Source organism: Klebsiella sp. F11, assembly GCF_056712265.1.
The window spans coordinates 1703332-1728275 of the sequence record NZ_CM160060.1 but is presented as its reverse complement, the minus strand read 5'-3'; the positions used below and the strand labels follow the sequence as shown (position 1 = coordinate 1728275).

The following is a 24944-nucleotide window of genomic DNA, read 5'->3' as shown; positions in this document are numbered from 1 at the left end:
AATAACATCACAGGACGCACATTTAATGGCATATACCACCTTTTCACAGACCAAAAACGATCAGCTGCTTGAGCCGATGTTTTTTGGCCAGCCGGTTAACGTTGCCCGTTACGATCAGCAAAAATATGACATCTTCGAAAAGCTCATCGAAAAGCAGCTCTCCTTCTTCTGGCGCCCGGAGGAAGTTGACGTTTCCCGCGATCGTATCGATTATCAGGCGCTACCGGACCATGAAAAGCATATTTTTATCAGCAACCTGAAGTACCAGACCCTGCTGGATTCCATCCAGGGCCGCAGCCCGAACGTTGCGCTGCTGCCGCTGATTTCGATTCCTGAGCTGGAAACCTGGGTAGAGACATGGGCATTTTCTGAAACCATCCACTCGCGCTCCTACACCCACATCATCCGCAACATCGTCAACGATCCGGCGATGGTCTTCGATGATATCGTCACCAACGAGCAGATTCAGAAGCGTGCGGACGGCATCTCCAGCTACTACGATGAGCTCATCGAGATGACCAGCTACTGGCATCTGCTGGGTGAAGGCAGCCATAGCGTTAACGGTAAAACCGTCACCGTGAACCTGCGCGAGCTGAAAAAGAAACTGTACCTGTGCCTGATGAGCGTGAACGCGCTGGAAGCAATTCGCTTCTACGTCAGCTTCGCCTGCTCCTTCGCCTTCGCCGAGCGTAAGCTGATGGAAGGTAACGCTAAAATTATCCGCCTGATCGCCCGCGACGAAGCGCTGCACCTTACCGGTACCCAGCATATGCTGAACCTGCTGCGTTCCGGCGTCGAGGATCCGGAAATGGCCGAAATTGCCGAAGAGTGCAGGCAGCAGTGCTACGACCTGTTCGTGCTGGCTGCTCAGCAGGAGAAAGAGTGGGCGGATTATCTGTTCCGTGATGGTTCGATGATCGGTCTGAACAAAGATATTCTCTGCCAGTACGTCGAATACATCACCAACATCCGCATGCAGGCGGTCGGCCTCGATCTGCCGTTCCAGACCCGCTCCAACCCTATCCCGTGGATCAATACCTGGCTGGTATCCGATAACGTGCAGGTTGCGCCGCAGGAAGTGGAAGTCAGCTCCTACCTGGTGGGCCAGATCGATGCCGAAGTCGATGCCGACGACCTGAGCAACTTCCAGCTCTGATGAAACGCATTTTTTTGAAAATTTCTGACACTCATCTCGAGTGTCAGGATGAACACCGCTGCCTGCTTGATGCCCTGGAATCGCATAATATCGACGTGGAATATCAGTGCCGCGAAGGTTATTGCGGCTCCTGCCGCACGCGGCTGGTGTCCGGCCAGGTTGACTGGCTGACCGAGCCGCTGGCGTTTATTCAGCCGGGAGAGATTTTGCCCTGCTGCTGCCGGGCAAAAAGCGATATCGAAATCGAGATGTAGCTGCCCGGCAAAATCCCATCCGCGCCGGCCGGCGCGGACAGGTTTGCCATTCACGCCGCGGGTTAGCGGCGTTCCCCTTCTTGCTGCAGGAACTGCACCGCCTTATCCGGGAAGTCGCTGAACAGCCCATCGACGTCGGCCTTGTTATACAGCAGGTCGAACAGCTGATTCACGTTGGTCACGTAATCCGGCAGCTGGTCCGCGCGGACGGTATACGGGTGGACCACCAGATGCTGGCGATGCGCCTCTTTCACCATGTCGGTCAGCGTCACCTGCCCCGGTCCAGCGTTCGCCGCCACCAGCATGTGGTAGTCCGGACCAATACCGTCGGCGTATTGCGCAATCTGCCCCATCGCGCCGGGCTTAAACATCCAGTCATAGCTGTAGTTCACCCATTTACCATTCGCCTCGCGCTGCTGGGTTTCGTGCCAGTCGGTGTAAGCGATCAGCTGCACCAGATTCAGGTTCATACCCATCTTCGGTTCCAGCTCATTCTTAATGCGCTTAAGCTCGTTGGCATCAAAACATTGCAGATACACTTTATCCTGCTTGCTGGTGTAGCCATACTTCTTCAGCACCTGCAGGGCAGCGGTGGCGATATCCTTGCCTTCCTGATGGTGGAACCACGGCGCTTTAATTTCCGGGTAGATACCGATATTTTTCCCGGTTGAGTGGTTCAGTCCCTGAACAAACTCAATCTCCTCTTCAAAGGTATGGATGCGGAAATCCGCTTTTCCCATCGGGAATCGCCCCGGGAAGGTCTGGACGTTCTTACCGTCTTTCGGCTCAAACCCCTCGCTGAACTTCAGCGTTTTTATCTCCGCCAGGCTGAAGTCGATCGCGTAGAAGCGGCCATCCTGGCGCGCGCGCTGCGGGAATTTCTCCGCCACATCGGTAACCCGATCGAGATAGTGGTCATGCAGCACCACCAGCCGATCGTCCTTGGTCATCACCAGATCCTGCTCGAGGTAATCGGCGCCCTGGGCATAGGCCATCGCCTTCGCCGGCAGCGTATGCTCCGGCAGATAGCCGCTGGCGCCGCGGTGGGCGATGACAATCTTATCCCCCGCCTGAGCGGCAAAGCTCAGCGTGGAGCCTGCCAGCAAAATCCCGGTCATCAAGGTCGTTATTGCCGTTTTCATACGCATTCCTTAAGACTGTTTCAGCTGCTGGTGATGGCGTTTTTCGCCAAGCATCACCACAATCAGCAGCAGCACCGCCAGCACGCTACCGCCGATCATCACCATAAACCCGCCGTCCCAGCCGAAGAAGTCAACGGTGTAGCCGACGATCGCGCTGGCGGCAACGGAACCGCCGAGATAACCAAACAGTCCGGTAAAGCCCGCCGCGGTACCGGCGGCCTTTTTCGGCGCCAGCTCAAGGGCATGCAGGCCAATCAGCATCACCGGACCGTAAATCAGGAAGCCGATGACGATCATGCAGGTCATATCAACGCCCGGATTACCCGGCGGGTTAAGCCAGTAAACAACGGTCGCGATGGTCACCAGCGTCATAAAGAAGACTCCGGTCGCTCCGCGGTTGCCTTTGAACACCTTATCCGACATCCAGCCGCAAATCAGCGTCCCGGGGATCCCCGCATACTCGTAGAGGAAATAGGCCCAGGAGGATTTATCCAGCGCAAAGTGCTTCACCTCTTTCAGGTAGGTTGGCGACCAGTCGAGAATGCCGTAGCGCAACAGGTAGACAAAGACGTTGGCGATGGCGATATACCACAGCAGCCGGTTTGGCAGAATATACTGCTGAAAAATCTGCCGGGTGGTGAGTTCCTGTTCATGCTGCTCGCTGTAATCATCCGGATAATCGTTCTTATACTCTTCAATCGGCGGCAGGCCGCAGGACTGCGGGGTATCGCGCATCATGGCAAAGGCGAAAATGGCCAGCAGGATCGCGCCGAAAGCCGGCATATAGAGCGCCGCGTGCCAGTCGTTAAACCACGCCATCCCCAGCAGGAACAGCAGCGGCGGGATCCCGCCGCCAACGTTGTGCGCGCAGTTCCACACCGAAACAATGCCCCCACGCTCCTTTTGCGACCACCAGTGCACCATCGTGCGCCCGCACGGCGGCCAGCCCATCCCCTGGAACCAGCCGCAGAGGAACAGCAGTACAAACATGATCATGATGCTGGAGGTCGCCCAGGGCACAAAGCCCATAACCAGCATCACCAGCGCCGCCAGAATCAGCCCCGCGGGTAGAAAAATGCGCGGATTCGAGCGATCGGATACCGAGCCCATAATGAATTTTGAAAAACCATAGGCGATGGAAATCCCGGACAGCGCAAAGCCGAGATCGCCGCGGGAGAATCCCTGTTCAACCAGGTAGGGCATGGCCAGAGCAAAGTTCTTGCGCACCAGATAGTAGGCGGCATAGCCAAAGAAAATACCGATAAAAATCTGCCAGCGTAATCGACGATAGTGCGGGTCAATTTCCGCCGCGGGTAGACGCGCTTTGTGTGGCGCAGGTTTAAAAATAGTTAACATAGCAGCCTCCGTTGCCATTTGTTTTATATGGGTATCGGTAAAAAAAAACCTAATTTAATCACCCACTTCTGATATGGCGCGATGGTAGGGAAACCTCGCCGACGATACTGTGAAACATCGCACGCTTTGTTACAAAAATATGACAAAACATTCCATTGTGAGCATGAAATCACACTCCACGCTCGATAAACGCGCGAATATGCTCGAAATCAAACAATACGTACTGTTTGTGTGGCTAAATGGCGTAAAACGAAAGTAGAGGGATAGAGAGATGGCCGAGACCGGTGAATGTGATGTCATTGTCATTGGCGGCGGCGCAACCGGAGCAGGGATCGCCCGCGACTGCGCGCTCCGCGGGCTGCGCGTAACCCTGGTGGAACGCCACGATATCGCCACCGGGGCGACCGGGCGCAATCACGGGCTGCTGCACAGCGGCGCCCGCTACGCGGTGACCGATGGCGAATCGGCGCGCGAATGTATCAGCGAAAACCGGATCCTGCGCCGCATCGCCCGACACTGCGTGGAACCCACTAACGGGCTGTTTATCACCCTGCCCGAAGATGACCTCGCCTGGCAGCAGACTTTTATTCACGCCTGTCAGCAGGCCGGAATTGAGGCCCGCCAGCTCTCGCCCGCCGAGGCGCTGCGCATTGAGCCTGGCGTCAACCCCGCGCTGCTCGGCGCCGTTCAGGTACCCGACGGCACGGTCGATCCGTTCCGTCTGAGCGCGGCCAATATGCTGGACGCCCGCGAACACGGCGCCACCATCCTCACCGGCTGCGAAATCACCGGCCTGCTGCGCAGAGGCGATCGGGTCAACGGCGTGCGCTACTATGACCATAAGCGCCGCGAGAACCGCACGCTGCACGCCGGGGTAGTGGTCAACGCCGCCGGGATCTGGGGGCAGCGGATCGCGGAATATGCCGACCTGCGCATTGCGATGTTTCCGGCTAAGGGATCGCTGCTGATCCTCGACCATCGCATCAACCGGCACGTGATCAACCGCTGCCGCAAACCCGCCGATGCCGATATTCTGGTACCCGGGGATACCATCTCCCTGATTGGCACCACCTCGGTGCATATCCCCTACGATGAAATTGACGATAATCGGGTCACCGCTGCGGAAGTCGATACCCTGCTGCGCGAAGGCGAGAAGCTGACGCCCGCGATGGCCCACACCCGGGTGCTGCGCGCCTACTCCGGCGTGCGGCCGCTGGTGGCCAGCGATAACGACCCCAGTGGGCGTAGCGTCAGCCGCGGCATTGTGCTGTTAGATCACGCCGAACGCGACGGGATGGACGGGTTTATCACCATTACCGGCGGCAAGCTGATGACCTACCGCCTGATGGCGGAATGGGCGACGGACGCCGTGTGCCGCAAGCTCGGCAATACCGTGCCCTGCACCACCGCCGATACCCCTTTACCGGGCTCCCGCGAACCGATCGCAACAACTCTGCAGAAAATCATCTCGCTGCCCGCGTCGCTGCGGGGCTCGGCCGTTTACCGTCACGGCGATCGCACGCCCGCCTGGCTTGGCGATCGCCGCCAGCACCGCAGCCTGATCTGCGAGTGCGAAGCGGTGACGGCGGGGGAAGTGCAGTACGCGGTAGAAAACTTAGCGGTCAACAATCTGCTCGACTTACGCCGCCGCACCCGAATCGGCATGGGAACCTGCCAGGGCGAGCTCTGCGCCTGCCGCGCCGCCGGGCTGCTGCAGCGCTTCAATGTCGCCACGCCGGCGCAATCGCTGACCCAGCTATCGGAGTTTTTAAATGAACGCTGGAAAGGCGTACAGCCCGTAGCCTGGGGCGACGCGCTGCGCGAAAGTGAATTCACCCGCTGGGTCTATCTCGGGCTGTGCGGTTTGCAAAAGGAGCAGCAGGATGAAATTTGATTGCGTGATTATCGGCGGCGGGCTCGCCGGGCTACTTTGCGGACTGAGCCTGAATCAATACGGTTTGCGCAGCGCAATTGTCAGCCGCGGTCAAAGCGCGCTGCATTTCTCCTCCGCCTCGCTGGACCTGCTTTCCGAACTGCCCAACGGCGACAAAGTTACCGACGTCGCCCAGGGGATCGCCCGGCTGGCGGCCCAGGCGCCGGAGCATCCCTACGCGAAGCTGGGCGCAGAACGCGTGATGGACTACGCGGCGCAGACCCAGGCGCTGCTGGCCGCCAGCGGCATTGTGCTGCAGGGCGATGCCGCCCGGCCGCACCTGCGCGTCACGCCGCTCGGCACCCTGCGCGCCGCGTGGCTCTCCCCGCAGGAGGTTGCGGTTTATCCGTTAGCCGCCCTGCGCCCCTGCCTGGTCGGGATCGGCGGCTTTGCCGACTTCCAGCCGCATCTGGCCGCCGCGGCGCTGAATCAGCACGGAGTGAACGCCAGCGCGGCGGAAATCGCGTTACCGCTGCTGGACGTCCTGCGCGAGAGCCCGAGCGAATTTCGCGCCGCCAATATCGCCAGAGTGCTGGATGACGAGCGCCACTGGCCGGCGCTGCTGGCCGCGCTGCTTCCGCTGGCGCGCGAGCACGATCTGCTGATCCTGCCCGCCTGCTTTGGCCTGAGCGATAACCACCTGTATCTATGGCTACAGGAGCGCCTGCCCTGCCCGCTGCGCCTGCTGCCAACCCTGCCCCCTTCGGTAGCGGGAATGCGCCTGCATAGCCAGCTCCAGCGCCGCTTTATTCGCGGCGGAGGAACGTGGCTGGCCGGCGATGAGGTGACCAAAATCAGCCATCAGGATGGGACGGTCAGCGAGGTGTGGACGCGCAACCACGGCGATATTCCGCTGCGTCCGCGCTTTACCATCCTGGCCAGCGGCAGCTTCTTCAGCAATGGCCTGATTGCCGGACGCGATGGCGTGCGCGAGCCGATTCTTGGCCTCGATCTACAGCAAAGCCTGCCGCGTGAGAGCTGGTATCAGCGGGATTTCTTCGCCTCCCAGCCGTGGCAGCGCTTCGGCCTTAAAACGGACGCCATGCTGCGTCCGCTGCTGCAGGGGCGGCCGCTCAGCAACCTGTTCGCCGCCGGTTCTCTGCTCGGCGGTTTTGACGCTATTCAGCTGGGATGCGGCGGCGGCGTTTGCGCCGTCACCGCGCTGCACGTAGCCAAACAGATCAACGACCTTGCCGGAGGCGAACGATGAACGATACCCGCTTTGAGAGCTGCATCAAATGCACGGTTTGCACCACCGCCTGCCCGGTCAGCCGGGTTAACCCGCGCTATCCCGGCCCTAAACAGGCGGGCCCCGACGGCGAGCGGCTGCGGCTAAAAGACGGCGCCCTGTATGACGAAGCGTTGATGTACTGCATTAACTGCAAGCGCTGCGAGGTCGCCTGCCCCTCTGATGTTAAAATCGGCGATATTATCCAGCGGGCGCGGGAGCAGTACGGCCAGCACAAGCCCACTCTACGCGATGCGGTGCTGAGCCATACGGATCTTATGGGCACGCTTTCTACGCCGTTTGCGCCGCTGGTCAACGCCGTCACGGGACTACAGCCGGTGCGCCGGCTGCTCGATACGGCGCTCAAGATCGATCACCGTCGGACGCTGCCAAAATACGGTTTCGGCACTTTCCGCCGGGCATACCGCCAGCTCGCCGCGCGGCAGGCGCAGTTTAGCGACCAGGTGGCATTCTTTCACGGCTGCTACGTCAACTACAACCATCCGCAGCTGGGTAAAGATCTTATCCGCGTGCTGAACGCCATGGGCACCGGGGTACAGCTGCTGTCCAAAGAGAAATGCTGCGGCGTGCCGCTGATTGCCAACGGCTTTTTCGCCAAAGCCCGCAGGCAGGCGCTGAGCAACGTTGCCGCCATGCGCGAAAGCGCGCTGCCGACCATCGCCACCTCCTCCACCTGCGCCTTCACCCTGCGCGATGAGTATCCGCACGTGCTGGATGTCGACAACAGCGACGTGCGCGACAGGGTTGAGCTGGCGACGCGCTGGATCTGGCGCCAGCTTGACGGCGGGCGAACCCTGCCGCTCAAAGCGCTGCCGCTGAAGGTGGTCTACCACACCCCCTGCCATATGGAAAAGATGGGCTGGTCGCTGTATACCCTCGAACTGCTGCGGCAAATCCCCGGGCTGCAGCTCGAAGTTCTGGATTCGCAATGCTGCGGCATCGCCGGCACCTACGGGTTTAAGTCGGAGAACTACGCCTCTTCGCAGGCCATCGGCGCGCCGCTGTTCCGCCAGATTGAGGAGAGCGGTGCCAATATGGTGGTGACCGATTGTGAAACCTGCAAATGGCAGATTGAGATGTCCACCAGCAAGCGCTGTGAACATCCCATCACCCTGCTGGCGCAGGCGCTGGCCTGAAGCCCTGCGCCATTGTTACGGGGGGTCAGTAGCTCCCCTTCGCCTCCTCCCGCCGCGCGCCGGGCTTAAACATCGCCAGCCGGCTATCCAGCGCGTCGGTATAGAGCTGGGTATCTACGCCAACGGCGACAAAGCTGGCGCCCCACTCGAGGCTTTTTTGCGCCATTTTCGGATCGACGGCGAGGAATCCGGCCGCTTTGCCCGCCGCGCGAATGCGGCGAATGCTCTGTTCAATAATCCGCTGCACGTCAGGATGAGCGGCGTTATCCGGGTAGCCGAGAGAGGCGGATAAATCGGCCGGGCCGATAAATACGCCGTCGATACCGTCCACTTCGAGGATCTCATCCAGATTGTCGAGCGCCGTCTTGCTCTCAACCTGGATCAGCAGACAGAGCTCGTCATTCGCCTGCGCCATATAGTTCCCGACCCGTCCCCAGCGCGCCGCCCGCGCTACGCCGGCGCCCACTCCGCGCGTGCCGAGGGGCGGATAGCGGGTCGCCGCAACGATATCCCGCGCCTGAGCGGCCGTATCGACCATTGGGATAAGCAGCGTCCGGGCGCCGATATCCAGCACCTGCTTAATCAGGCTGCGGCTCCCTTCCACCGGGCGTATAACCGGCTGGCTGGCGTAGGGGGCAATGGCCTGCAGCTGATGGTAAAGATCCTGAATGGTATTTGGCGCATGCTCGCCGTCAATCAGCAGCCAGTCGTAGCCTGCCGTGGCGGCAATCTCGGCCACGTAGGAAGAGGTTGAGCTCAACCACAGGCCAATCTGCGTTTCTCCCCTGGATAATCCCGCTTTAAACGGGTTCGATAAAATCGCGTTCATAAAGTCTTCCTTAATATTAATGCGGTACGCTGCCGGACTGCGGCACCATGCGGGTTACGCTCAGTGAAAAGATAATAACGACGCCCACTATCGCCACGCAGGAGAGCGTCAGCAGGCCGGCGGATTGGCTGGAGAAAATCGTTTCCGCCTGAACGCGAACGATTGGCGCCAGAAAACCGCCGATTGCGCCAAACAGGTTGACAAAGCCAATGCCTGCGGCCAGCGCGGTGCCGGACAATAATTGCGTCGGTATCGTCCAGAATACCGGCTGGACGGCGATCACGCCGACCGCCGCGACGCACAGCGCCAGTATCGCCAGTACCGGCGGAACCAGTCCGGAGACGCCGATGCCAATCGCGGCCGCCAGTAGCGTCAGCGCGGCAATATTCCGCCGTTCGCCGGTCCGATCGGAGTAGCGCGGAATAAGCCAGGTCCCCAGCAGGGCCGCAATCCACGGGATCGCCGTCACCACCGAGGCCACAAATCCCACTTTGGTGCCCAGCAGCGCGGCAACCTGGGTCGGCAGGAAGAAGATCAGGCCGTAGACGGCAACCTGAATCGTCAGATAGATAATCGCCAGCTGCCAGACCCGCCCGTTGCGCAGCGCGTCGGAGAGTCGCGAGGTGACCTTTTTCTCCTCTTCGCTGGCCAGTTGGCTAATCAGCGCCTGCTTTTCAGCGGCGGTGAGAAAACGCGCATTCTGCGGCGTGTCGTCGAGCCAGAAGAAGGTGAAAAAGCCCGCGCAGACGGCCAGCAGCCCTTCAATCACGAACATCCAGAACCAGCCGGGATGCCCCATAAAGCCGTGCATCTCCAGCAGCGCGCCGGACAGCGGCGAGCCGAGCGTCAGCGCCAGCGGCGCGCCCATATAGAACAACCCCATAATGCCGGCGCGGTTTTGCTGGGGAAACCATTGAGAAGTCAGGTAAATCATTCCCGGAAAGAAACCCGCCTCGGCGGCGCCAAGCAGCGTGCGTACCAGCAGGAATTTTGCTTCGCTATCCGCCCATGCCATGGCCGCAGATAGCACGCCCCACAGCAGGGTGGTACAGCCAATCCATTTTCTCGCGCCAAATTTACGCATCAGCAGATTCGCCGGGACCCCGAGAAAGGCATACACCACAAAAAATATTCCGGCGCCAAGGGCGTAAGCCTCGTTGCTCAGCCCGGTATCGAGCTGGTAGGTCTCTTTGGCAAAACCAATATTCGAACGGTCGAGAAATGCCAGCACGTACAACGCCAGCATAAAGGGAATCAAACGGGCGCGGTTTTTCTTCACCACGCTCTCCAGCAAATTATTACCCATTGCAATATCCTCAGGAGTTGGCCGCACGGCGCCGCCGCGCGGCACGACGAGATCAGTGGCTATAGGGACGTTTGAGATGACAGTCGCGGTTGAGCTCAACGCCAAAGCCCGGTTTATCCAGCACGGATTTATGGATCCGCCCGTTCTCCGGCACCGGCTCGCCCAGCAGGATCGGGTCAAACTGAGGGCGCAGCGTGGCGCAATCCGGGCTGGTCATCAGGAACTCGCTAAACGGAGTATTGGTGAAGGTAATAACCGCGTGGTGCGAATAGACCGACGAGCCGTGCGGCACCACCAGTTGACCGCGCGCCTTAGCGATTGCAGCGATCTCTACCAGGGTGGTGAGGCCGCCGCACCAGCCGACGTCGGGTTGCATAATATCGACGCCGGTTTCCGACAGCGTACGGAAAGATTGCAGCGTGCCGTGGTGCTCGCCGCTCGTGACCATCATCCCGGCAGGCGCATTGCGCTTGAGTTCACGATAGCCTTCGTACTGCTGCGGCGGCAGGCACTCTTCAATCCACCTGAGGTTATAGGGCGCACAGGCGTGGGCCAGCTTAGTGGCGTAATTGACGTCCTGGCTCATCCAGCAATCCAGCATCAGCCAAAAGTCCGGGCCGCATTTCTCGCGATATTCCGCGACCATCGCGGCGTCCTTGCGGATCCCTGCGTCGCCGTCGTGGGGTCCCCAGTGCGTCGGCATTTTGCCGCCGATAAACCCCATATCCTGCGCCAGATCCGGACGTGCGCCGGTGGCATAGAACTGAATTTCATCGCGAACCGCGCCGCCCAGCAGCTTGTAGACCGGCAGGCCAACCACTTTGCCGAACAGATCCCACAGCGCCAGGTCAACACAGGAAATCGTATTCAGCACCAGGCCGCCGGAGCCAGAGTAGTACAGGGTGGCATTGAGCATCTGATCGTGGATCAGTTTGATATCGCTGACGCATTTCCCTTCGATAAAGCGGCTCAGGTGCTTTTCGACAATAAAGCAGCCCATCTCTCCCGCCGTCGACACCGCGAAGCCGGTCTGCCCGCTGTCGGCCTCCACTTCAACAATCAGCGTCCCCAGAACGTTAATGCCGAACGACTGGCGGGATTGTTCATACTGCGGATATTTGCTCATCGGCGTCGCGATATGATCGTCAATCCAGTGGTTGGCTCCCTGATCGTGATAGTCGCCGCCGCCGGCGCCTTTATCCGCGGTCGCCCCGCCGATAAACCACGCACGGATATGTTTAATTTTCGGTAGGATCATGATGTTCTCCTTGTTATGAGGCTCGTTGCTCGAAAGGGCTCTTCCATCCCAGCAGACGGGAAATATCTTTGGCACAGGCAATCGCCTTACCGGCGAGGTAATCACGATTGTCTTCGTTGATTTGCAAACGCGTCCCTACCACCGAGATCGCGGCGGTGAGATCGTTATTAGCGTTAAAGACCGGCGCGGCCACGCAGCGGACGTCGAGGTAATCCTCGCCGTTATCAAAGCTCCAGCCTCGGGCGCGAATGTGTTCCAGCTCATCGTAGAGGCGCTGGGCAGTGGTAATGGTGGTCGGCGTAGCCCGCTCCCAGCGAAGTTCGCTGATGATGGCGCGCTGAATATGCGCTGGCTGCCAGGCCAGCAGGCATTTGCCAATGCCGGAGCGATAAAGCGAGAGGCTTTTTCCCTCGTGCGAGCGCACGCTGATGGTGGCCGGCGATTCGACTTTCAGGATGTAGTAGGCGTTACCCTGATCGATGATGCCCAGATGGCAAAGCAGACCGCAGTCGTCCATCAGCTGAGTCAGACGCGGGCGGGCCAGCTCCCGCAGATCCATTTTGCTCACGGCGTGCCCGGCCAGCTCCACCAGCTTGGTCCACAGGCAGTAGTTATCCTGGTTATCCATACTGAGAAAACGCTGCTTTCTCAGCTCTCCGAGCAGCAGGTAGGTGGTACTTTTCGGAATACCGAGCTCGTCGATAATCGTCGCCGCGCCGCAGGGGCCAATGCGAGCGATTAAGTTGAGAATATCGATGGCGCGGGTCAGCGCCGGGACTTTGCTTGATTCCAACATGCTGGACTCCAATCCTGAATACTGGAATCAGTGTTGCGATTGTCAGGGGGGAAAATTGTGAGCGGTCTCAAATCACGGCGTTATTCCAGCCAGGTGGACATTGCGAAGGATATAAATGAGGGATAGCGCACAGAATATTTAAAAATAAGTACAGTGGGCTGGACTGACATCGCGCCGGCAGACACTCCCGGCGCGATTAACGACCTAGATCGACAGCGTTTCGACAACGTTAATCCAGCCGTGATCGCCGGCCACCGGCTGGCCATTCAGCCAGCGGCGCAGCATATTCAGGGCCATCATCGCGCAAACCTCCTGACGAACCTGCAGGCTGTAGCGGGTGACGCTGAGCTTAACCCGCAGCGCGTGAGTGCCTTCCGGGGTAGAGAGCACGAAGTTCAGGTAATCAGCCTCCTGACCGCAGACCGCCAGCGCAAGGCCGGCAAAATGCTTCACCCGCCGCTCTGACGTCCAGCGGGCAGACTGCGCCAGCGTCTCCTCCTGCGCGGGGACCACTTCGCTGGCCAGCAGCGGAGCATTGGCGCGGGAGAGCTGGAGCGACAGCAGGCCGCTGGTAAACTGCTCGCTGAGGGTCAGGCTCAGCTGCCGCTCCTGCAGGCGGCGCGCAATCTGCGCAGGAAGCCCTTCGGTGCCTTCGAAAATCAGGTTCTCGCCGGCCACTTTCTGCACTTCTGGCCATAGCGCCAGCATCGCGTCGCGCTGTTCAGCCGGCCCGGTGAGTTTGAGCTCAATAATCGGCATCGAAGAGCGATAGCCCATCACCACGCCGGGCGGCAGCGGCAGCGGGTTGAGGCTTTGCGCCAGGTCGCTTTCTGAACGGCCAAAGGTGGTCAGGCGCAGGCACAGCGGCGGCGCAGACAGCGGGAAGCGTTCGCGCAGGCGCGGTAGAATCTCCTGCTCAACCATCACCTTAAATTCCGACGGCACGCCGGGGGTAAAAAACATCAGGCAGCGATTAAGCTGAACGGCAAAACCGCAGGCCGTGCCCACCGGGTTGTCGATCATCTCCGCGCTGGCGGGAATTTCCGCCTGCTTGCGGTTGCTTTCAGCCATCGGTCTTCCGCGTTCGGCAAAGAAACGCGTCATCGTCTCCAGCCATCCGGCGTGCAGAATTAACGACTCGCCTTTGGCGGTTGCCGCAGCCAGCGCGCTGAGATCGTCGCTGGTTGGCCCCAGCCCGCCGTTAACAATCAGTACGTCCGCATGCTCGCTGCGCTCGCGTAAAATCGCGATCAGAGAGTCAAGATCGTCACCGACGGTGTTGCGACGCGTTAAAGGTAATCCCTGATTAAAAAAGAAATCCGCCAGCCACGCGGCGTTGGTATCGACAATTTGCCCATGCAGCACTTCGTCGCCGGTGGACAGCATTTCCACGTTTAACATTGTGAACTCCAGCCTGATAAGTGGAATTACTATAACGCAAAGGCGCTGGCTGGGTAGACAGGAAATCGGCGCGGCATGATACCGCGCCCGGGGATCAGAAGCTGGCGCTGACGCCGACGTACGGGCCATCGGCAATGGTATTATCTTTGTTACCGTCTTTACCCGCCAGGTTCAGGTAGCGATAGCCGGCCTCAATGCTCAGAGGACGCATAACCGTCCAGCTCGCGCCGGCATTGGCTTCCTGATAGCTCTGGATGCCGCTGGAGAGGGAGTCAGGAGAATAGTAGTATTCGCCAAACAGGCGGAAGCTGTCGCCAATTTTCCACTGCAGGCCGCCGCCTGCCGCTGCCGCATAGCCTTCGTCACCGCTTTTCGGATTGGTATAGACGCCTTTACCACCCACCGTTGCGAGGAATGGCCCCAGCGGAACGTTTAAACCGAGACCTAAACCTGCCGCGTCGCCGTCGTTATCGCTGTGCAGCCAGTTGCCGGTTACCGCCAGTCCGCTTGATTCGGTACCAAAACCGACGCCAAGGTTGGTGTAGTGCTCACCCGCCTGCCCGGTGACGCTAATAGCGTTTGCCGCCGTGGAGACGAACGCCATGCCGGCAAGGCCGATTAATACGCATTTTTTCATTTTTTACTCTATCCAGAAATCAAGAATCAAAGAAATCCCCAAAACCGCAGAATTGTACTGCCGAATGCTGCGGAATCAATGTCCTAAAACGACCTTTATTGTTGTGATTGTAACCAGTTGCTACCGGAACGCCGGATTTGGGCGGTCGCAGCGCCGCCATCGGCAGCGGAGAGGGGAAGATATCTATTCAAAACGAGCGCTCAGAGCGCCGTCACGGCGCCTCGCCGGGACAGGGGCTTAGGCAAAAGCCACGACGAAAAAAAGCGGCAGCCGCCCGGCCACCGCATTATGCGCAATAATACGCTAGTGCCTGAGCTGCGCCAGGTACTGCAGGGACAGGCCGGTCAGCTCGGCGACCAGAGGCAGCGCAAGGCCGCTGTCGATCATCGCCAGGGCAATACGCTCGGCGGCCATTTGTTCACCTTCCTGCCGGCCTTTTTCGATTCCGGCTTCAAGCCCCTGCTGCCTTCCCTGCAGCATCCCTTCCTGACGACCGCGGTCCTCCAGGAACTGAGCAATATTCATGAGCGCCTCCTTATGCGGCTGTAGCGGCACGCTTTGCGCCAGCTGACGCAGAAATGCCACGGGATCGGCGGTACTCCCCGCCTGGAGTAGATAGTGCAACAGCGTCTGTAGCTGTCTTTCGCTAGTGTATCCCAGCGCTAATAAGCTGACTACCTGCGCCTGAAGTTCCATCAGATCCCGCTGCCGAATGTGCTTTTGCAGCAGTTCCAGCATCGCCACGCGACGATGCTGCAGCAGATCGCTATCCGGGATAGTCGTCACATCCACCAGCGGAAAGGGCTGGCTATAGAGCTTTTCGGCTACATCCGGCTGCGAAAAATCATCCAGCCAGCGCATCGAGTGCGGCCAGGGGCTCGCCTTACCGTGATAGAAAAGCAGCGGGATCACCAGCGGCAACTGCTCCAGGCCTTTATCGAGATGGCGCTGCATCGCCGCCACGGCGTAGCGCATTAAACGAAAGGCCATATGCCGATCCGCAGAACTTTGATGCTCAATCAGCAGATAGATATACCCTTCGCCAGTCCGGGTCTGCACGGAATAGAGAATATCCGTGTGGCTTGCCCGTAAATCATCGTCAATAAAGCTGCCTGATTCCAGATGCAGGGTCTGCAGATCGCACAGCTCGCGTAAACTCTCCGGCAGGTGAATCAGTAAAAAATCCGCCGCCGTCGCCCGGTCCGATAGCAGGCTCTTAAACACGGCATCATGCGGAAAGCTCGCTGTCGCCCGACTCATGCTGACCTCCTGTCCGTCATTTCAACCCACCCTACCACCGCCAACGCCGGGCGTGCGTTTTCGCTTGCGGTTTACCGAGGCGGCTCGCAAACTGGCAGCCAGAAGCTTTGCTAAACGTGCACCGAAAGGAGATAACCATGCGCCAAAGGACTATTGTCTGCCCCTTGATTCAAAATGAGGGATGCTATCTACTCTGCAGGATGGCCGACGATCGCGGCGTTTTTCCCGGCCAGTGGGCGCTTTCCGGCGGCGGCGTGGAGCCTGGCGAGCGCATTGAGGAAGCCCTGAGACGCGAAATTCGCGAAGAGCTGGGCGAGGCGCTGCGGCTGACGAGCATTACGCCCTGGACCTTCAGCGACGACGTGCGGGTCAAAACCTACGGCGACGGCCGGCAGGAGGAGATCTATATGATCTACCTGATTTTTGATTGCGTCAGCGCCAACCGTGAAGTCACCATTAACGAAGAGTTTCAGGAGTATGCGTGGGTCAGCGTCGAAGATTTACCGCACTACGATCTGAACGTCGCGACGCGCAAGACGTTATCGCTGAAAGGACTGCTCTAACCGTACACCGGCGGCCAGAAAAGCGGCCGCCTGGCCTGTGGCGATCTGCCGCTGCGCCAGCAGGGATTAAACCGCCGACGGCTAACCGCATTCGTCCCACCGCGCGTTGACCCACTCGCGTAGCGCCCGACGCGATATCTTGATGCCGCCGGTTTTCAGCGTTGCGGGCAGCGCCAGCCAACGTACCGGCCGCTGAAAGCGCGCCAGCTTATCCTCTACCCAGGCCGCTAACTCCGCCATATCGCAGCGCGCGTCGCCTTCTACCACCGCCACCGGACGCTGGCCAAACTCGGCATCATCCAGAGGCACAATGAACGCCTGATGGACCTGGGGATGAGCCATAATCACCCGCTCAACCTCTTCCGGTTGGATCCCCTCGCCGCCGCTGAAAAAGAGATTGTCCAGACGCCCAAGGATCGCCAGCTTGCCGTTGCGCAGCTCGCCGCGATCGCGGGTCGCAAACCAGCCCTGCTCGTTAACCAGCGGCACCAGCTCTCCGTCGCGCCAGTAGCCCGCCGCCATGCTGGCTCCGCGCAGCCAAACCTCGCCGTCGACAATTTTCAGCTCCCGCCGGGGCAAAGGCTGCCCGACATCCGCCTCGCCGTCGGCCTCTTTGGCGCACACCGTCGAGGCAAATTCGGTCAGGCCATACCCACACCAGCTGCGGATGCCTTTCTCCCGGGCCTGCTCGGTGAGTTCGACGGGAATCGCCGCCCCGCCCAGAAGAACGGCCTTCAGCGATACCTGTGCATCGCTATTGAGCAGCCGCCACAGCTGCGTTGGCACCAGCGACGCGTGGCTACAGCCCTGAAGGGCCTGCTCTAACGGCCGCTTTTCCCGCACCGTCAGGCGCGATCCGGCCAGCAGCCAGCGCCAGAGAATGCCCTGCCCTGAGACGTGAAACAGCGGCAGGGAAAGCAGCCAGTCGTCGTCCGCCGCCAGCGGGATCATCGCCAGCACTCCTTGCGCGCTGGCAAGATGGGCGCGGAAAGTATGCACCGCGGCCTTCGGCAGACCGGTAGAACCGGAAGTCAGGGTCATCGACGCCAGACGATCTTCCCGCCAGGCCAGCCTGCGGTCGCCGGCGACAGCCTGCATAACCAGCCGCGGATAGCCGAGGGCGAGATCGTCGCCGCTAAGCGCCAGCAGATAATGAACGTTGAGGGACGGTAGCAGCTGCGTCAGCATTGACGAGGGCAGCTGCGGATTAAGCGGCAGCACCCGGGCGCCGCACTGCAGCAGCGCCAGCCACGCCAGCAGCGCCGCTGGCTGATTGTGGGCCCGCACAATAACGCCGTCGCCTTCGCCGACGCCCTGAGCGACAAACCCCGCCGTCAGCGCATCGACCCGCTCGCACAGCTGCTGCCAGGTGAGGCTATCGTCGTTCAGCCGCAGAGCAAACGCCTCGCCCCGCCGCTCACCCCAATGGCGCCACGGCCAGTCGCGAAAGATCACAGCAGCGGCTCCAGCGCATCCGTTGACAGGCACGGCTGCGCGCTTGCGGGCCACGGGCGTACCAGTTGAGTCTGCATCAGCGCCAGCGTATCAAGGCCCGGAACGGTCTGCGGCGTCAGCCAGGCCGCGATACGCGCCAGCTGCGTCAATCCGAGGCTCGATTCAATCGAAGAGCTGATAACCGCCGTCAGCCCCAGCGCGTGGGCGGCGGCCACCTGTTCCTGCACCTTCTGCAGGCTACCGGTCAGGGTTGGCTTAATCACCACCGCTCCGACCCCTTCCTCGGCCTGAAAGCAAAAATCGGCTTCGCGCAGGCTCTCATCCCAGGCAATGGTAATACCGGTTTGTTTAGCGAAAGCGCGGGAATCAGCGCGGGTTTTGCACGGTTCTTCGAGGAAAGCGATGCGATCCCGATATTGCGGCTGCACGTATTTGGCGAACTGCTGCGCTTTGAGCGGCGTCCACGCCCGGTTGGCGTCCAGACGCAGCCGCAGCTCAGGGATCGCCTCCAGCTGCAGGTTGACGACCATCCCGTCGCGCACCGCCTCATACAGGCCCACCTTGACCTTGGCGATCTTCTCGCCCGGCATCGCTGCAAGTCGGGCAAACAGCTCATCCGGATCGCCGGTGCACAGCGGCGCGGCGCGATAATCTGCCGCCTGCGGCAGTTCGTCCTTCAGCTCGGCCAGCGCGCAGCTGACCCCGAACGCCGCGCAGGGCTGCGCAGGCAAAGGGCGATCTTCCCCCTGACGCCAGGCCGTCACCCACGCCAGCAGCGCGGCCTGCGCCTCTTCCAGGGTCTCTTTGCTAAATCCCGGCAGAGGAGAAACTTCTCCCCAGCCTTCGCGCCCGCCCTCCTCAAGATGGACGAACAGCCCGTCACGGGTTTTTAGCCGCCGTTCGCGCAGCACCACGCCCGCGTCCATCGGTATCTGCCAGCGGTAAACCTGCGCCCGGCGCATTATGGATTCCGTTTAAATTTGCTGAAGTCCGGCTGACGCTTCTGATTAAATGCGTTGCGCCCTTCCTGACCCTCTTCGGTCATGTAGAACAGCATGGTGGCGTTACCCGCCAGCTCCTGCAGGCCTGCCTGACCATCGCAGTCGGCGTTCAGCGCCGCTTTCAGGCAGCGCAGAGCCATCGGGCTGTTTTGCAGCATTTCGCGACACCAGCGAACGGTCTCTTTTTCCAGCTCGGTCAGCGGGACGACGGTGTTGACCAGCCCCATATCCAGCGCCTGCTGCGCATCGTACTGGCGGCACAGGAACCAAATTTCGCGCGCTTTTTTCTGCCCGACGATGCGCGCCATATAGGCCGCGCCCCAGCCGCCGTCGAAGGAGCCCACTTTCGGACCCGTCTGGCCAAAGATGGCGTTTTCCGCGGCGATAGTCAGGTCGCAAATCATGTGCAGCACGTGGCCGCCGCCGATGGCGTAGCCGGCGACCATCGCGACGATCGGTTTCGGACAGGTGCGGATCTGACGCTGGAAGTCGAGCACGTTCAGGTGATGTACGCCGGAATCGTCCTGATAGCCGCCGTAGTCGCCGCGCACCTTCTGGTCGCCGCCGGCGCAGAACGCCAGATCCCCTTCGCCGGTCAGGATAATGACGCCGATGTTGTCATCATAGCGGGCATCCGCCAGCGCCTGAATCATCTCTTTGACGGTCAGCGGGCGGAATGCATTACGTACCTGCGGGCGGTTAATGGTGATTTTAGCAATACCATCCGTCGATTTTTGGTAACGAATGTCGGTATAGCCTTCGGAACAATCGTGCCATTCAACGGGGGCGTAGAGCATGGCTTCATCAAGAGAGAGCATAGAATGTCCTTTAGTTAACTTGCTAAAAACTGCGCCAGGCAAGCGGCTACCGCGGCGGGATTTTCCCGATGCGCGTTGTGCCCGGCATGATGAATAACGTGTATCGTGGCGGCTAAATCGCCCGCTAGCGCGCGGAATTTGTCATCGTGCGCGCCGCAAAGATAGTGAAAAGGAAAGCGGCAGGCTCGTAATGCCGGGCGCAGATCGGGCTGCACCGCCAGCGATGTTGCCTCCAGCATGGCGGCCAGATTTTCGCCACGATTGCGGCTGCGTAAGGCGATTAGGGCCGCCCGCTGCTGCGCATCCAGCGCGGCGAAAACCGGCTGCTGGTACCAGTCAGCGAAGACTCTGGGCAGCGGTTCGCGGCGAAAGCGCTCGGCCCAGACCGCATCGCTGCGCCGACGCAGCAGGCGCTCGCTATCGTCGCGCAGTCCCGGATGACCGCCCTCCACGACCAGCCCGCACAGCCCTTCGCGCGGCTGGCTGGCAAAGGCCATCGCGATGCGGCCGCCGAGGGAGTAGCCAATCAGCCAGTAGTTAAGGATGCTGTAACTATCCAGGGTCTCCTGCAGCAGCCGGCAGACGTCGGCAAAATCAGCTACCTCAATATCGCGGGAACCGCCGTGGCCCGGCAGGTCGATATAGAGGCGCGAACGGGCGCTAAACGCCTCGCCGACCGGCCGCCATTCACGGCTGTCGCCGGAAAAACCGTGTAAAAACACCAGCCAGGGTTCGTTGCTCGGGCCGCGTTCGCACTCGGCGTGCAGGCTCATAGATGACTCACCTGCACCAGCAGCTGCTGCAAAGTATGGGTGCCGTCGGTTTCGTTCACCACCAGCTCAATCACGGTCGCGCCAGGAGTCCGCCACGCGCCGGACAGCGCTGCCTCCAGTTCGTCCCAGTTGCCCGGGCGGCTGTAGTTGAGATCGAACATCGCCGCGGCGTGCCCGAAGTTGACGTCCTGCGGCATCAGGTAAAACTGGCGCCTTTCGTCCTGCGGCGTCGGCAGCAAAGAGAAGATCTGCCCGCCGTTATTGTTGACGACAATCAGCACCAGCGGCGCCGAGGCATGGCGCAGCAGCGCCAGCGAATTAAGATCGTAGAGCGCAGAGAGATCGCCGACGATCGCCAGCAGCGGACGAGCGCTGGCCCGCTGTACGCCGGCGGCGGTTGCCAGCAGGCCGTCAATGCCGCTGGCGCCGCGGTTGCTGTAGACCGGATATCCCGCCGGCAGTTGCGATAGCGCATCAATCAGGCGCACCACCAGGCTGTTGCCGACGAACAGCTGCCCCTGCTCCGGCAGATAGCGATGAATACGGTGGGCCAGCTGGGCCTCGCCGAAGCGTTCGCTGCTTTCCACCGTCGCCTGCCAGGCTTGCTCGGCAAGAACCGGCAGCGTCGTGGCCCAGGGCTGGCGTTTTTCCGCCGGATGCAGTTCAAGCCACTCCCCCACCGGACAAACCAGGCGACGGCCGCGGTGCTGGGCCGGATCTAAACGCCCGGGTAAATTATCGACCAGCCAGTACTCCTCCGGCTCGCAGCTCGCCTGCCACTGCAGGAGGCGCTTTCCGGTCAGGCTGCTGCCGAGCTGGACGACGATTTGCGCCTGCTCCAGCTCGCTGACCGCTTTGCCATTGCCCAGCCACAGGTCGGCGCAGGGCAGCGGCTGCCCGGTTTGCGAAAGCACATCGCCAATCAGCGGCCAGCCAAGCATTTTCGCCCACGCCGCGGCTTGTAGCCCTTCGGCGGCGCTCATGCGCCCGGCGATAACGACGCCGCGCTTTTGTCGCCAGAAAAACCAGTCGCGCTGCTTTTCGCTGCCGAGATGCAGCGACTGGCTCAGCCAGGGCCTGTCGCTCTGCCACCAGTCTCCGAGCTGCTGCTGCCAGCTGACGCCGGTATCGTCCAGATCGCCGTACAGCGGCTCGGCAAACGGACAGTTAATGTGTACGCCGCCGGAATGCAGCGCGCCCAGCGCCTGGTCGATGGTTGAAACCAGCCAGCGCGCGGGAATATCCTGCGACGGACGCGGCAAAGAGAGGGTTTCGGACGGGTGCGATGCGAACATGCCCGGCTGGCGGATCGCCTGGTTGGCGCCGCAGTCAATCAGCTCCGGCGGCCGGTCGGCGGTGAGCAGAATCAGCTTCTCGCCGGTTAGCCCGGCCTCAATCAATGCCGGATAGAGATTGGCCGTGGCGGTACCGGAGGTGACGATGACCGCCACCGGCTGCCGGCTGGCCTTCGCCAGCCCCAGCGCCAGGTGGCCAAGCCCGCGTTCGTCAAAATGAGTATGGGGAATCAATGCGCGGTTTTCCGCGGCTGCCAGCGTTAAGGGCGTCGAGCGCGACCCCGGCGCAATGCAAATATGCTGCACGCCGTGGCGGGTTAGTGCTTCCAGGATCACCGCCGCCCAGCGTCGGTTAAATGCGCTTACTGACATGAAATTGTCCGATATCAAATATTGAGGCTAAGTATAGGTAATACAAAGTGATGGAGTATTGATATGCATCGTCTATCTACATTTTTCTCAGCAGCAACGAACGCAGCCCCGCCGCTTTATTTTCAATTTCCTGCCACTCTTGTTCGGGATCGGAACCGCTGACAATCCCGGCGCCGGCGTACAGCCTGAGGGTGTCGTTCTCCACCTTCGCCGAGCGCAGCGCCACGCAGAATTCGCTTTGCGCCAGCGACAAATAGCCGGCGGAACCGGCATACCATTCGCGGGTAAAGGGTTCATGGTGGCTGATAAAGTCCAGCGCCGCTCGCCGCGGCAGCCCGGCAACCGCCGCCGTAGGCTGCAGCTGGAGCAGGCAGCGGGCGTCGTCGGGTGAATTCAGCGCCGTCCAGATGCAGCGTCGCAGATGCTGCACGTTGCGCAGGCGCACCACCTGCGGCGGCAGCACCTCCAGCATCTGCGCCTCGCCCTGCATGCGCTGGCAAATATCCTCCACCACCAGCATGTTTTCCCGCTGGTTTTTATCATCGCGCATTAGCCAGTCGGCCAGCGCCTGCGCCTGGCGATCGTCAGCGTGGCCGGCGACGGTACCCGCCAGCGCCTCGGTACGCAGCAGCGTTCCGCGCCGACGCCACAGCCGCTCCGGCGTTGAACCGAAAAACGCCTGCTGCGGGCTAAAGGCCATCAGGAAGTGAAAGCAGTTAAAGTTGCGGCGGCGGCTGGCGGCCATAATCGACCAGGCATCCAGGGGAGCGGCAAAGCGCAGGTCCGTGGCGCGAGCCAGCACCACTTTTTCCATCTCTCCGGCCGCAATGGCCCGGGTAGCCTGCAGAATAAGCTCACGCCAGCGCGGATAATCCGGGAAGTGCCGTTCGCTGAGTACGGCCGGTATCGCTACAGGCTGCGCCTGTTCTGCCGTTAATGTCCGCAGAAACTCGCGCGCCGCCCGGGCATCTTCGCGCAGCGACGTCGCGCTGCACAGCACCAGCCGCAGCCACGCCGTTCCCCCTACCCGTCGCCACTCCAGCCTCGGCAGCACCAGCGCCCCGTCCTGCGGACTGAACGCATTCAGGCCGCAAATACGCAGATCCTGATGCTGCTGATGCTGTAAAAAGCGCTGGGCTTCGGCCAGAGAAGAGAACCTTTTCACCGCACCGAGCGCGGCCAGCTCTTCGTCGCCGCTGCGCTGCTGCCAGTAAAACTGCGGCCACTGGGGCTGGTGCCCGCACCACAGCAGGGGATCAAACGCATCGTGAAGAGGAAACGAGACATCGAAAATTCGCGTGCCGGACGATGCGGGGAACTCATCGCTCAGGCAGCCGCGTAAGCTTTCCAGCGCAGCGGAAACAGACAGCACGCAAACCTCCACAGACTAAAAACCCCACATTATACGGGGTCCTGGCGAGAAATAGCAGTACCCACGATGAGGGAGTGGCCTTTGGCTGCCCGTCCGTCATTTCAGACAGTATAGATAAACTGCGGCTATTCGGGCGGGAGCGGGTCCGCTGCGGCCTCGCGGGCCATACCGATATGCGCGATCCCGTCTTCGTCGTAAACCTCGGTCACCGGCCGGAAGCCGAAGCTGGCGTAGAAGCGCTGTAGATGCGCCTGAGCGCCGAGGTAGATAGCTTTCTGTGGCCAGCAGCGGGCGCAGCTGGCGAGCGCATTTTCCATCAGCCGATAACCGAGCTTCTCGCCCCGCACCGTCGGGCTGACGATAACCCGACCAATCACCACCGGTTCGAAATCCTCTGCGCTTTTCAGGATCCGCGCATAGGCCACCAGCTTATCGCCGCGCCAGCCGAGAAGATGGCGGTTTTCGCCGATCAGATCGTCGCCGTCAACATCCAGGTAGGGACAGTTTTGTTCGACGACAAAGACTTCACAGCGCAGTTTGAGCAGCGCATAGAGCTGCGGCACGGTCAGCTCGCTGTGGTGGAGATCCTGCCATGTAATCATTGACTGCTCCTGTATACTTTAGTTTTTTCACCCACGCCCTAAGGATACAGGACGATGGAATTAACTTTTTTGGGGACATCCGCCGGCGTACCGACCCGTACGCGTAATATGACGTCTATCGTGTTGAATTTACAACAGCCAACGGCAGCGGCGGTCTGGCTGTTCGACTGCGGGGAAGGCACCCAGCATCAGTTTCTGCATACCGCCCTGCATCCCGGCAAGCTGAATAAAATTTTCATTACCCATCTCCACGGCGACCATCTGTTTGGTCTCCCCGGCCTGCTGTGCAGCCGCTCGATGCAGGGAAACTCGCTGCCACTGACCCTATACGGGCCAAAAGGCCTGCGGGAGTTTGTCGAGGTGGCGCTGCGCCTCAGCGGCTCGTGGACCGATTATCCGCTGGATATTGTCGAAGTTGGCCCGGGCCTTGTCTTTGACGAAGCCGGATATCGGGTCACGGCCTGGCCGCTAAACCATCCGGTGGAATGCTACGGCTATCGCATTGAGGAGCACGATAGGCCCGGCGCCCTCGACGCGGCCCGCCTTATCGCCGACGGCGTCCCCTCCGGGCCGCTGTTTCAGCAGCTTAAGCAGGGGCTAAGCGTCGAGCTTGCCGACGGGCGAATCGTCGATGGCCGCCGCTATCTTGGCCCGACGGCGCCGGGCAAAAAGCTGGCCATCTTCGGCGATACGGCGCCCTGTGCGGCGGCGCTGGAGCTGGCGCGCGGCGTCGACGTCATGGTCCATGAGACCACCCTGGAGCAGGCGATGGCCGGGAAGGCGAACAGCCGCGGGCACTCCTCCAGCCAGCAGGCAGCGGCGCTGGCGCGCGATGCCGGCGTCGGCACCTTTATCGCCACCCACTTCAGCTCTCGCTACGATCCACAGGGCTGTCAGCGCCTGCTGGCGGAGTGCCGGGAGATCTTCCCGCAGACCCTGCTGGCGGAGGATTTTATGGTCCATCCCATCGGCTAAAAGGG

General features: G+C 60.8%; 23 protein-coding genes. 7 read left to right on the top strand and 16 right to left on the bottom strand.

The features are described from left to right. Positions 1–25 precede the first annotated feature (25 nt). Both nrdB and yfaE read left to right on the top strand, forming a co-directional pair. Positions 26–1156 carry a class Ia ribonucleoside-diphosphate reductase subunit beta gene (gene nrdB, locus AC1M2H_RS08700; RefSeq protein WP_480151058.1) on the top strand — a complete coding sequence of 377 codons (1131 nt, stop codon included), beginning with the start codon at positions 26–28 and terminating at the stop codon, positions 1154–1156. Continuing rightward, positions 1156–1410, top strand: a complete 255-nt coding sequence (gene yfaE / locus AC1M2H_RS08695; RefSeq protein ID WP_045855971.1) for a class I ribonucleotide reductase maintenance protein YfaE — start codon at positions 1156–1158, stop codon at positions 1408–1410. The genes nrdB and yfaE overlap by 1 nt, the downstream gene beginning before the upstream one ends. A 62-nt stretch (positions 1411–1472) precedes the next feature. On the opposite strand, the gene glpQ is transcribed toward yfaE, so the two are convergent. Both glpQ and glpT read right to left on the bottom strand, forming a co-directional pair. Then, entirely contained in the window at positions 1473–2552 is a 1080-nt protein-coding gene (gene glpQ, locus AC1M2H_RS08690) for a glycerophosphodiester phosphodiesterase (RefSeq protein WP_480151057.1), read from the bottom strand. Positions 2553–2561: 9 nt separating this feature from the next. Continuing rightward, positions 2562–3908, bottom strand: coding sequence for a glycerol-3-phosphate transporter (glpT, locus tag AC1M2H_RS08685; RefSeq protein ID WP_480151056.1), 1347 nt, complete (start codon positions 3906–3908; stop codon positions 2562–2564). A gap of 271 nt (positions 3909–4179) precedes the next feature. On the opposite strand from glpT, the gene glpA reads away from it, so the two are divergent. From glpA to glpC, 3 genes are read left to right on the top strand one after another with little or no spacing between them, the layout of a single operon-like run. Further along, positions 4180–5802, top strand: a complete 1623-nt coding sequence (glpA, locus tag AC1M2H_RS08680) for an anaerobic glycerol-3-phosphate dehydrogenase subunit A (protein ID WP_480151055.1) — start codon at positions 4180–4182, stop codon at positions 5800–5802. Next, positions 5792–7051 (top strand): glycerol-3-phosphate dehydrogenase subunit GlpB, encoded by a 1260-nt coding sequence (gene glpB, locus AC1M2H_RS08675; protein WP_480151054.1) that lies wholly within the window; start codon positions 5792–5794, stop codon positions 7049–7051. Before glpA ends, glpB begins: the two co-directional genes overlap by 11 nt. Further along, on the top strand, positions 7048–8226 hold the full coding sequence (gene glpC, locus AC1M2H_RS08670) for an anaerobic glycerol-3-phosphate dehydrogenase subunit GlpC (RefSeq protein ID WP_480151053.1): 1179 nt from the start codon (positions 7048–7050) through the stop codon (positions 8224–8226). The genes glpB and glpC overlap by 4 nt, the downstream gene beginning before the upstream one ends. A 25-nt stretch (positions 8227–8251) precedes the next feature. Here glpC and yfaU read toward each other — a convergent pair whose 3' ends face one another. The 7 genes from yfaU to AC1M2H_RS08635 all read right to left on the bottom strand — a co-directional run bounded on the left by yfaU (position 8252) and on the right by AC1M2H_RS08635 (position 15713). Further along, positions 8252–9055, bottom strand: coding sequence for a 2-keto-3-deoxy-L-rhamnonate aldolase (gene yfaU / locus AC1M2H_RS08665; RefSeq protein ID WP_480151052.1), 804 nt, complete (start codon positions 9053–9055; stop codon positions 8252–8254). A gap of 16 nt (positions 9056–9071) precedes the next feature. Then, positions 9072–10361 carry an MFS transporter gene (locus tag AC1M2H_RS08660; protein ID WP_480151051.1) on the bottom strand — a complete coding sequence of 430 codons (1290 nt, stop codon included), beginning with the start codon at positions 10359–10361 and terminating at the stop codon, positions 9072–9074. A gap of 52 nt (positions 10362–10413) precedes the next feature. Next, a complete protein-coding gene (gene rhmD / locus AC1M2H_RS08655; RefSeq protein ID WP_480151050.1) occupies positions 10414–11619 on the bottom strand; it encodes an L-rhamnonate dehydratase in 1206 nt (401 codons plus the stop codon). A gap of 13 nt (positions 11620–11632) precedes the next feature. After that, positions 11633–12415 (bottom strand): IclR family transcriptional regulator, encoded by a 783-nt coding sequence (locus tag AC1M2H_RS08650; protein ID WP_480151049.1) that lies wholly within the window; start codon positions 12413–12415, stop codon positions 11633–11635. 204 nt (positions 12416–12619) lie between these two features. Next, complete coding sequence (locus tag AC1M2H_RS08645; RefSeq protein ID WP_133599199.1) at positions 12620–13816, bottom strand: nicotinamide mononucleotide deamidase-related protein YfaY; 1197 nt, start codon at positions 13814–13816, stop codon at positions 12620–12622. A 94-nt stretch (positions 13817–13910) separates the two neighbouring features. After that, positions 13911–14453 (bottom strand): YfaZ family outer membrane protein, encoded by a 543-nt coding sequence (locus AC1M2H_RS08640; protein ID WP_480151048.1) that lies wholly within the window; start codon positions 14451–14453, stop codon positions 13911–13913. Positions 14454–14756: 303 nt separating this feature from the next. Next, a complete protein-coding gene (locus tag AC1M2H_RS08635; RefSeq protein ID WP_480151047.1) occupies positions 14757–15713 on the bottom strand; it encodes an Rpn family recombination-promoting nuclease/putative transposase in 957 nt (318 codons plus the stop codon). 137 nt (positions 15714–15850) lie between these two features. Here AC1M2H_RS08635 and nudI point away from each other — a divergent pair, with 137 nt between their 5' ends. Continuing rightward, the gene (nudI, locus tag AC1M2H_RS08630; protein ID WP_480151046.1) at positions 15851–16276 is read left to right on the top strand and encodes a nucleoside triphosphatase NudI; all 426 of its coding nucleotides are present in this window, start codon (positions 15851–15853) and stop codon (positions 16274–16276) included. An 81-nt stretch (positions 16277–16357) separates the two neighbouring features. Here the strand turns inward: nudI and menE are convergent, their stop codons facing one another. From menE to AC1M2H_RS08595, 7 genes are all read right to left on the bottom strand, one after another. Further along, complete coding sequence (menE, locus tag AC1M2H_RS08625; protein ID WP_480151045.1) at positions 16358–17731, bottom strand: o-succinylbenzoate--CoA ligase; 1374 nt, start codon at positions 17729–17731, stop codon at positions 16358–16360. Then, the gene (gene menC, locus AC1M2H_RS08620; protein ID WP_480151044.1) at positions 17728–18693 is read right to left on the bottom strand and encodes an o-succinylbenzoate synthase; all 966 of its coding nucleotides are present in this window, start codon (positions 18691–18693) and stop codon (positions 17728–17730) included. Before menC ends, menE begins: the two co-directional genes overlap by 4 nt. Beyond that, positions 18693–19550 carry a 1,4-dihydroxy-2-naphthoyl-CoA synthase gene (menB, locus tag AC1M2H_RS08615; protein WP_480151043.1) on the bottom strand — a complete coding sequence of 286 codons (858 nt, stop codon included), beginning with the start codon at positions 19548–19550 and terminating at the stop codon, positions 18693–18695. Before menB ends, menC begins: the two co-directional genes overlap by 1 nt. 14 nt (positions 19551–19564) lie before the next feature. Further along, positions 19565–20323 carry a 2-succinyl-6-hydroxy-2,4-cyclohexadiene-1-carboxylate synthase gene (gene menH / locus AC1M2H_RS08610; RefSeq protein WP_480151042.1) on the bottom strand — a complete coding sequence of 253 codons (759 nt, stop codon included), beginning with the start codon at positions 20321–20323 and terminating at the stop codon, positions 19565–19567. After that, entirely contained in the window at positions 20320–21990 is a 1671-nt protein-coding gene (menD, locus tag AC1M2H_RS08605) for a 2-succinyl-5-enolpyruvyl-6-hydroxy-3-cyclohexene-1-carboxylic-acid synthase (RefSeq protein ID WP_480151041.1), read from the bottom strand. The genes menH and menD overlap by 4 nt, the downstream gene beginning before the upstream one ends. A gap of 76 nt (positions 21991–22066) precedes the next feature. After that, a complete protein-coding gene (gene menF / locus AC1M2H_RS08600; RefSeq protein ID WP_480151040.1) occupies positions 22067–23362 on the bottom strand; it encodes an isochorismate synthase MenF in 1296 nt (431 codons plus the stop codon). 125 nt (positions 23363–23487) lie between these two features. After that, positions 23488–23964 (bottom strand): GNAT family N-acetyltransferase, encoded by a 477-nt coding sequence (locus tag AC1M2H_RS08595; RefSeq protein ID WP_480151039.1) that lies wholly within the window; start codon positions 23962–23964, stop codon positions 23488–23490. A gap of 54 nt (positions 23965–24018) precedes the next feature. On the opposite strand from AC1M2H_RS08595, the gene rnz reads away from it, so the two are divergent. Beyond that, on the top strand, positions 24019–24939 hold the full coding sequence (gene rnz, locus AC1M2H_RS08590) for a ribonuclease Z (RefSeq protein ID WP_480151038.1): 921 nt from the start codon (positions 24019–24021) through the stop codon (positions 24937–24939). The last annotated feature ends 5 nt before the right edge of the window (positions 24940–24944 follow it).

Excerpts from the sequence above, each read along its gene's own strand:
- glpT (WP_480151056.1), bottom strand. The coding sequence starts at position 3,908 with ATGTTAACTATTTTTAAACCTGCGCCACACAAAGCGCGTCTACCCGCG.
- nrdB (WP_480151058.1), top strand. The coding sequence starts at position 26 with ATGGCATATACCACCTTTTCACAGACCAAAAACGATCAGCTGCTTGAG.
- glpQ (WP_480151057.1), bottom strand. The coding sequence starts at position 2,552 with ATGAAAACGGCAATAACGACCTTGATGACCGGGATTTTGCTGGCAGGC.
- AC1M2H_RS08645 (WP_133599199.1), bottom strand. The coding sequence starts at position 13,816 with ATGTTAAACGTGGAAATGCTGTCCACCGGCGACGAAGTGCTGCATGGG.
- glpC (WP_480151053.1), top strand. The coding sequence starts at position 7,048 with ATGAACGATACCCGCTTTGAGAGCTGCATCAAATGCACGGTTTGCACC.
- menD (WP_480151041.1), bottom strand. The coding sequence starts at position 21,990 with ATGTCAGTAAGCGCATTTAACCGACGCTGGGCGGCGGTGATCCTGGAA.
- glpB (WP_480151054.1), top strand. The coding sequence starts at position 5,792 with ATGAAATTTGATTGCGTGATTATCGGCGGCGGGCTCGCCGGGCTACTT.
- AC1M2H_RS08660 (WP_480151051.1), bottom strand. The coding sequence starts at position 10,361 with ATGGGTAATAATTTGCTGGAGAGCGTGGTGAAGAAAAACCGCGCCCGT.
- nudI (WP_480151046.1), top strand. The coding sequence starts at position 15,851 with ATGCGCCAAAGGACTATTGTCTGCCCCTTGATTCAAAATGAGGGATGC.
- menB (WP_480151043.1), bottom strand. The coding sequence starts at position 19,550 with ATGCTCTCTCTTGATGAAGCCATGCTCTACGCCCCCGTTGAATGGCAC.
- AC1M2H_RS08640 (WP_480151048.1), bottom strand. The coding sequence starts at position 14,453 with ATGAAAAAATGCGTATTAATCGGCCTTGCCGGCATGGCGTTCGTCTCC.
- yfaE (WP_045855971.1), top strand. The coding sequence starts at position 1,156 with ATGAAACGCATTTTTTTGAAAATTTCTGACACTCATCTCGAGTGTCAG.
- glpA (WP_480151055.1), top strand. The coding sequence starts at position 4,180 with ATGGCCGAGACCGGTGAATGTGATGTCATTGTCATTGGCGGCGGCGCA.
- rhmD (WP_480151050.1), bottom strand. The coding sequence starts at position 11,619 with ATGATCCTACCGAAAATTAAACATATCCGTGCGTGGTTTATCGGCGGG.
- menH (WP_480151042.1), bottom strand. The coding sequence starts at position 20,323 with ATGAGCCTGCACGCCGAGTGCGAACGCGGCCCGAGCAACGAACCCTGG.
- rnz (WP_480151038.1), top strand. The coding sequence starts at position 24,019 with ATGGAATTAACTTTTTTGGGGACATCCGCCGGCGTACCGACCCGTACG.
- AC1M2H_RS08635 (WP_480151047.1), bottom strand. The coding sequence starts at position 15,713 with ATGAGTCGGGCGACAGCGAGCTTTCCGCATGATGCCGTGTTTAAGAGC.
- menC (WP_480151044.1), bottom strand. The coding sequence starts at position 18,693 with ATGCGCCGGGCGCAGGTTTACCGCTGGCAGATACCGATGGACGCGGGC.
- AC1M2H_RS08650 (WP_480151049.1), bottom strand. The coding sequence starts at position 12,415 with ATGTTGGAATCAAGCAAAGTCCCGGCGCTGACCCGCGCCATCGATATT.
- yfaU (WP_480151052.1), bottom strand. The coding sequence starts at position 9,055 with ATGAACGCGATTTTATCGAACCCGTTTAAAGCGGGATTATCCAGGGGA.
- AC1M2H_RS08595 (WP_480151039.1), bottom strand. The coding sequence starts at position 23,964 with ATGATTACATGGCAGGATCTCCACCACAGCGAGCTGACCGTGCCGCAG.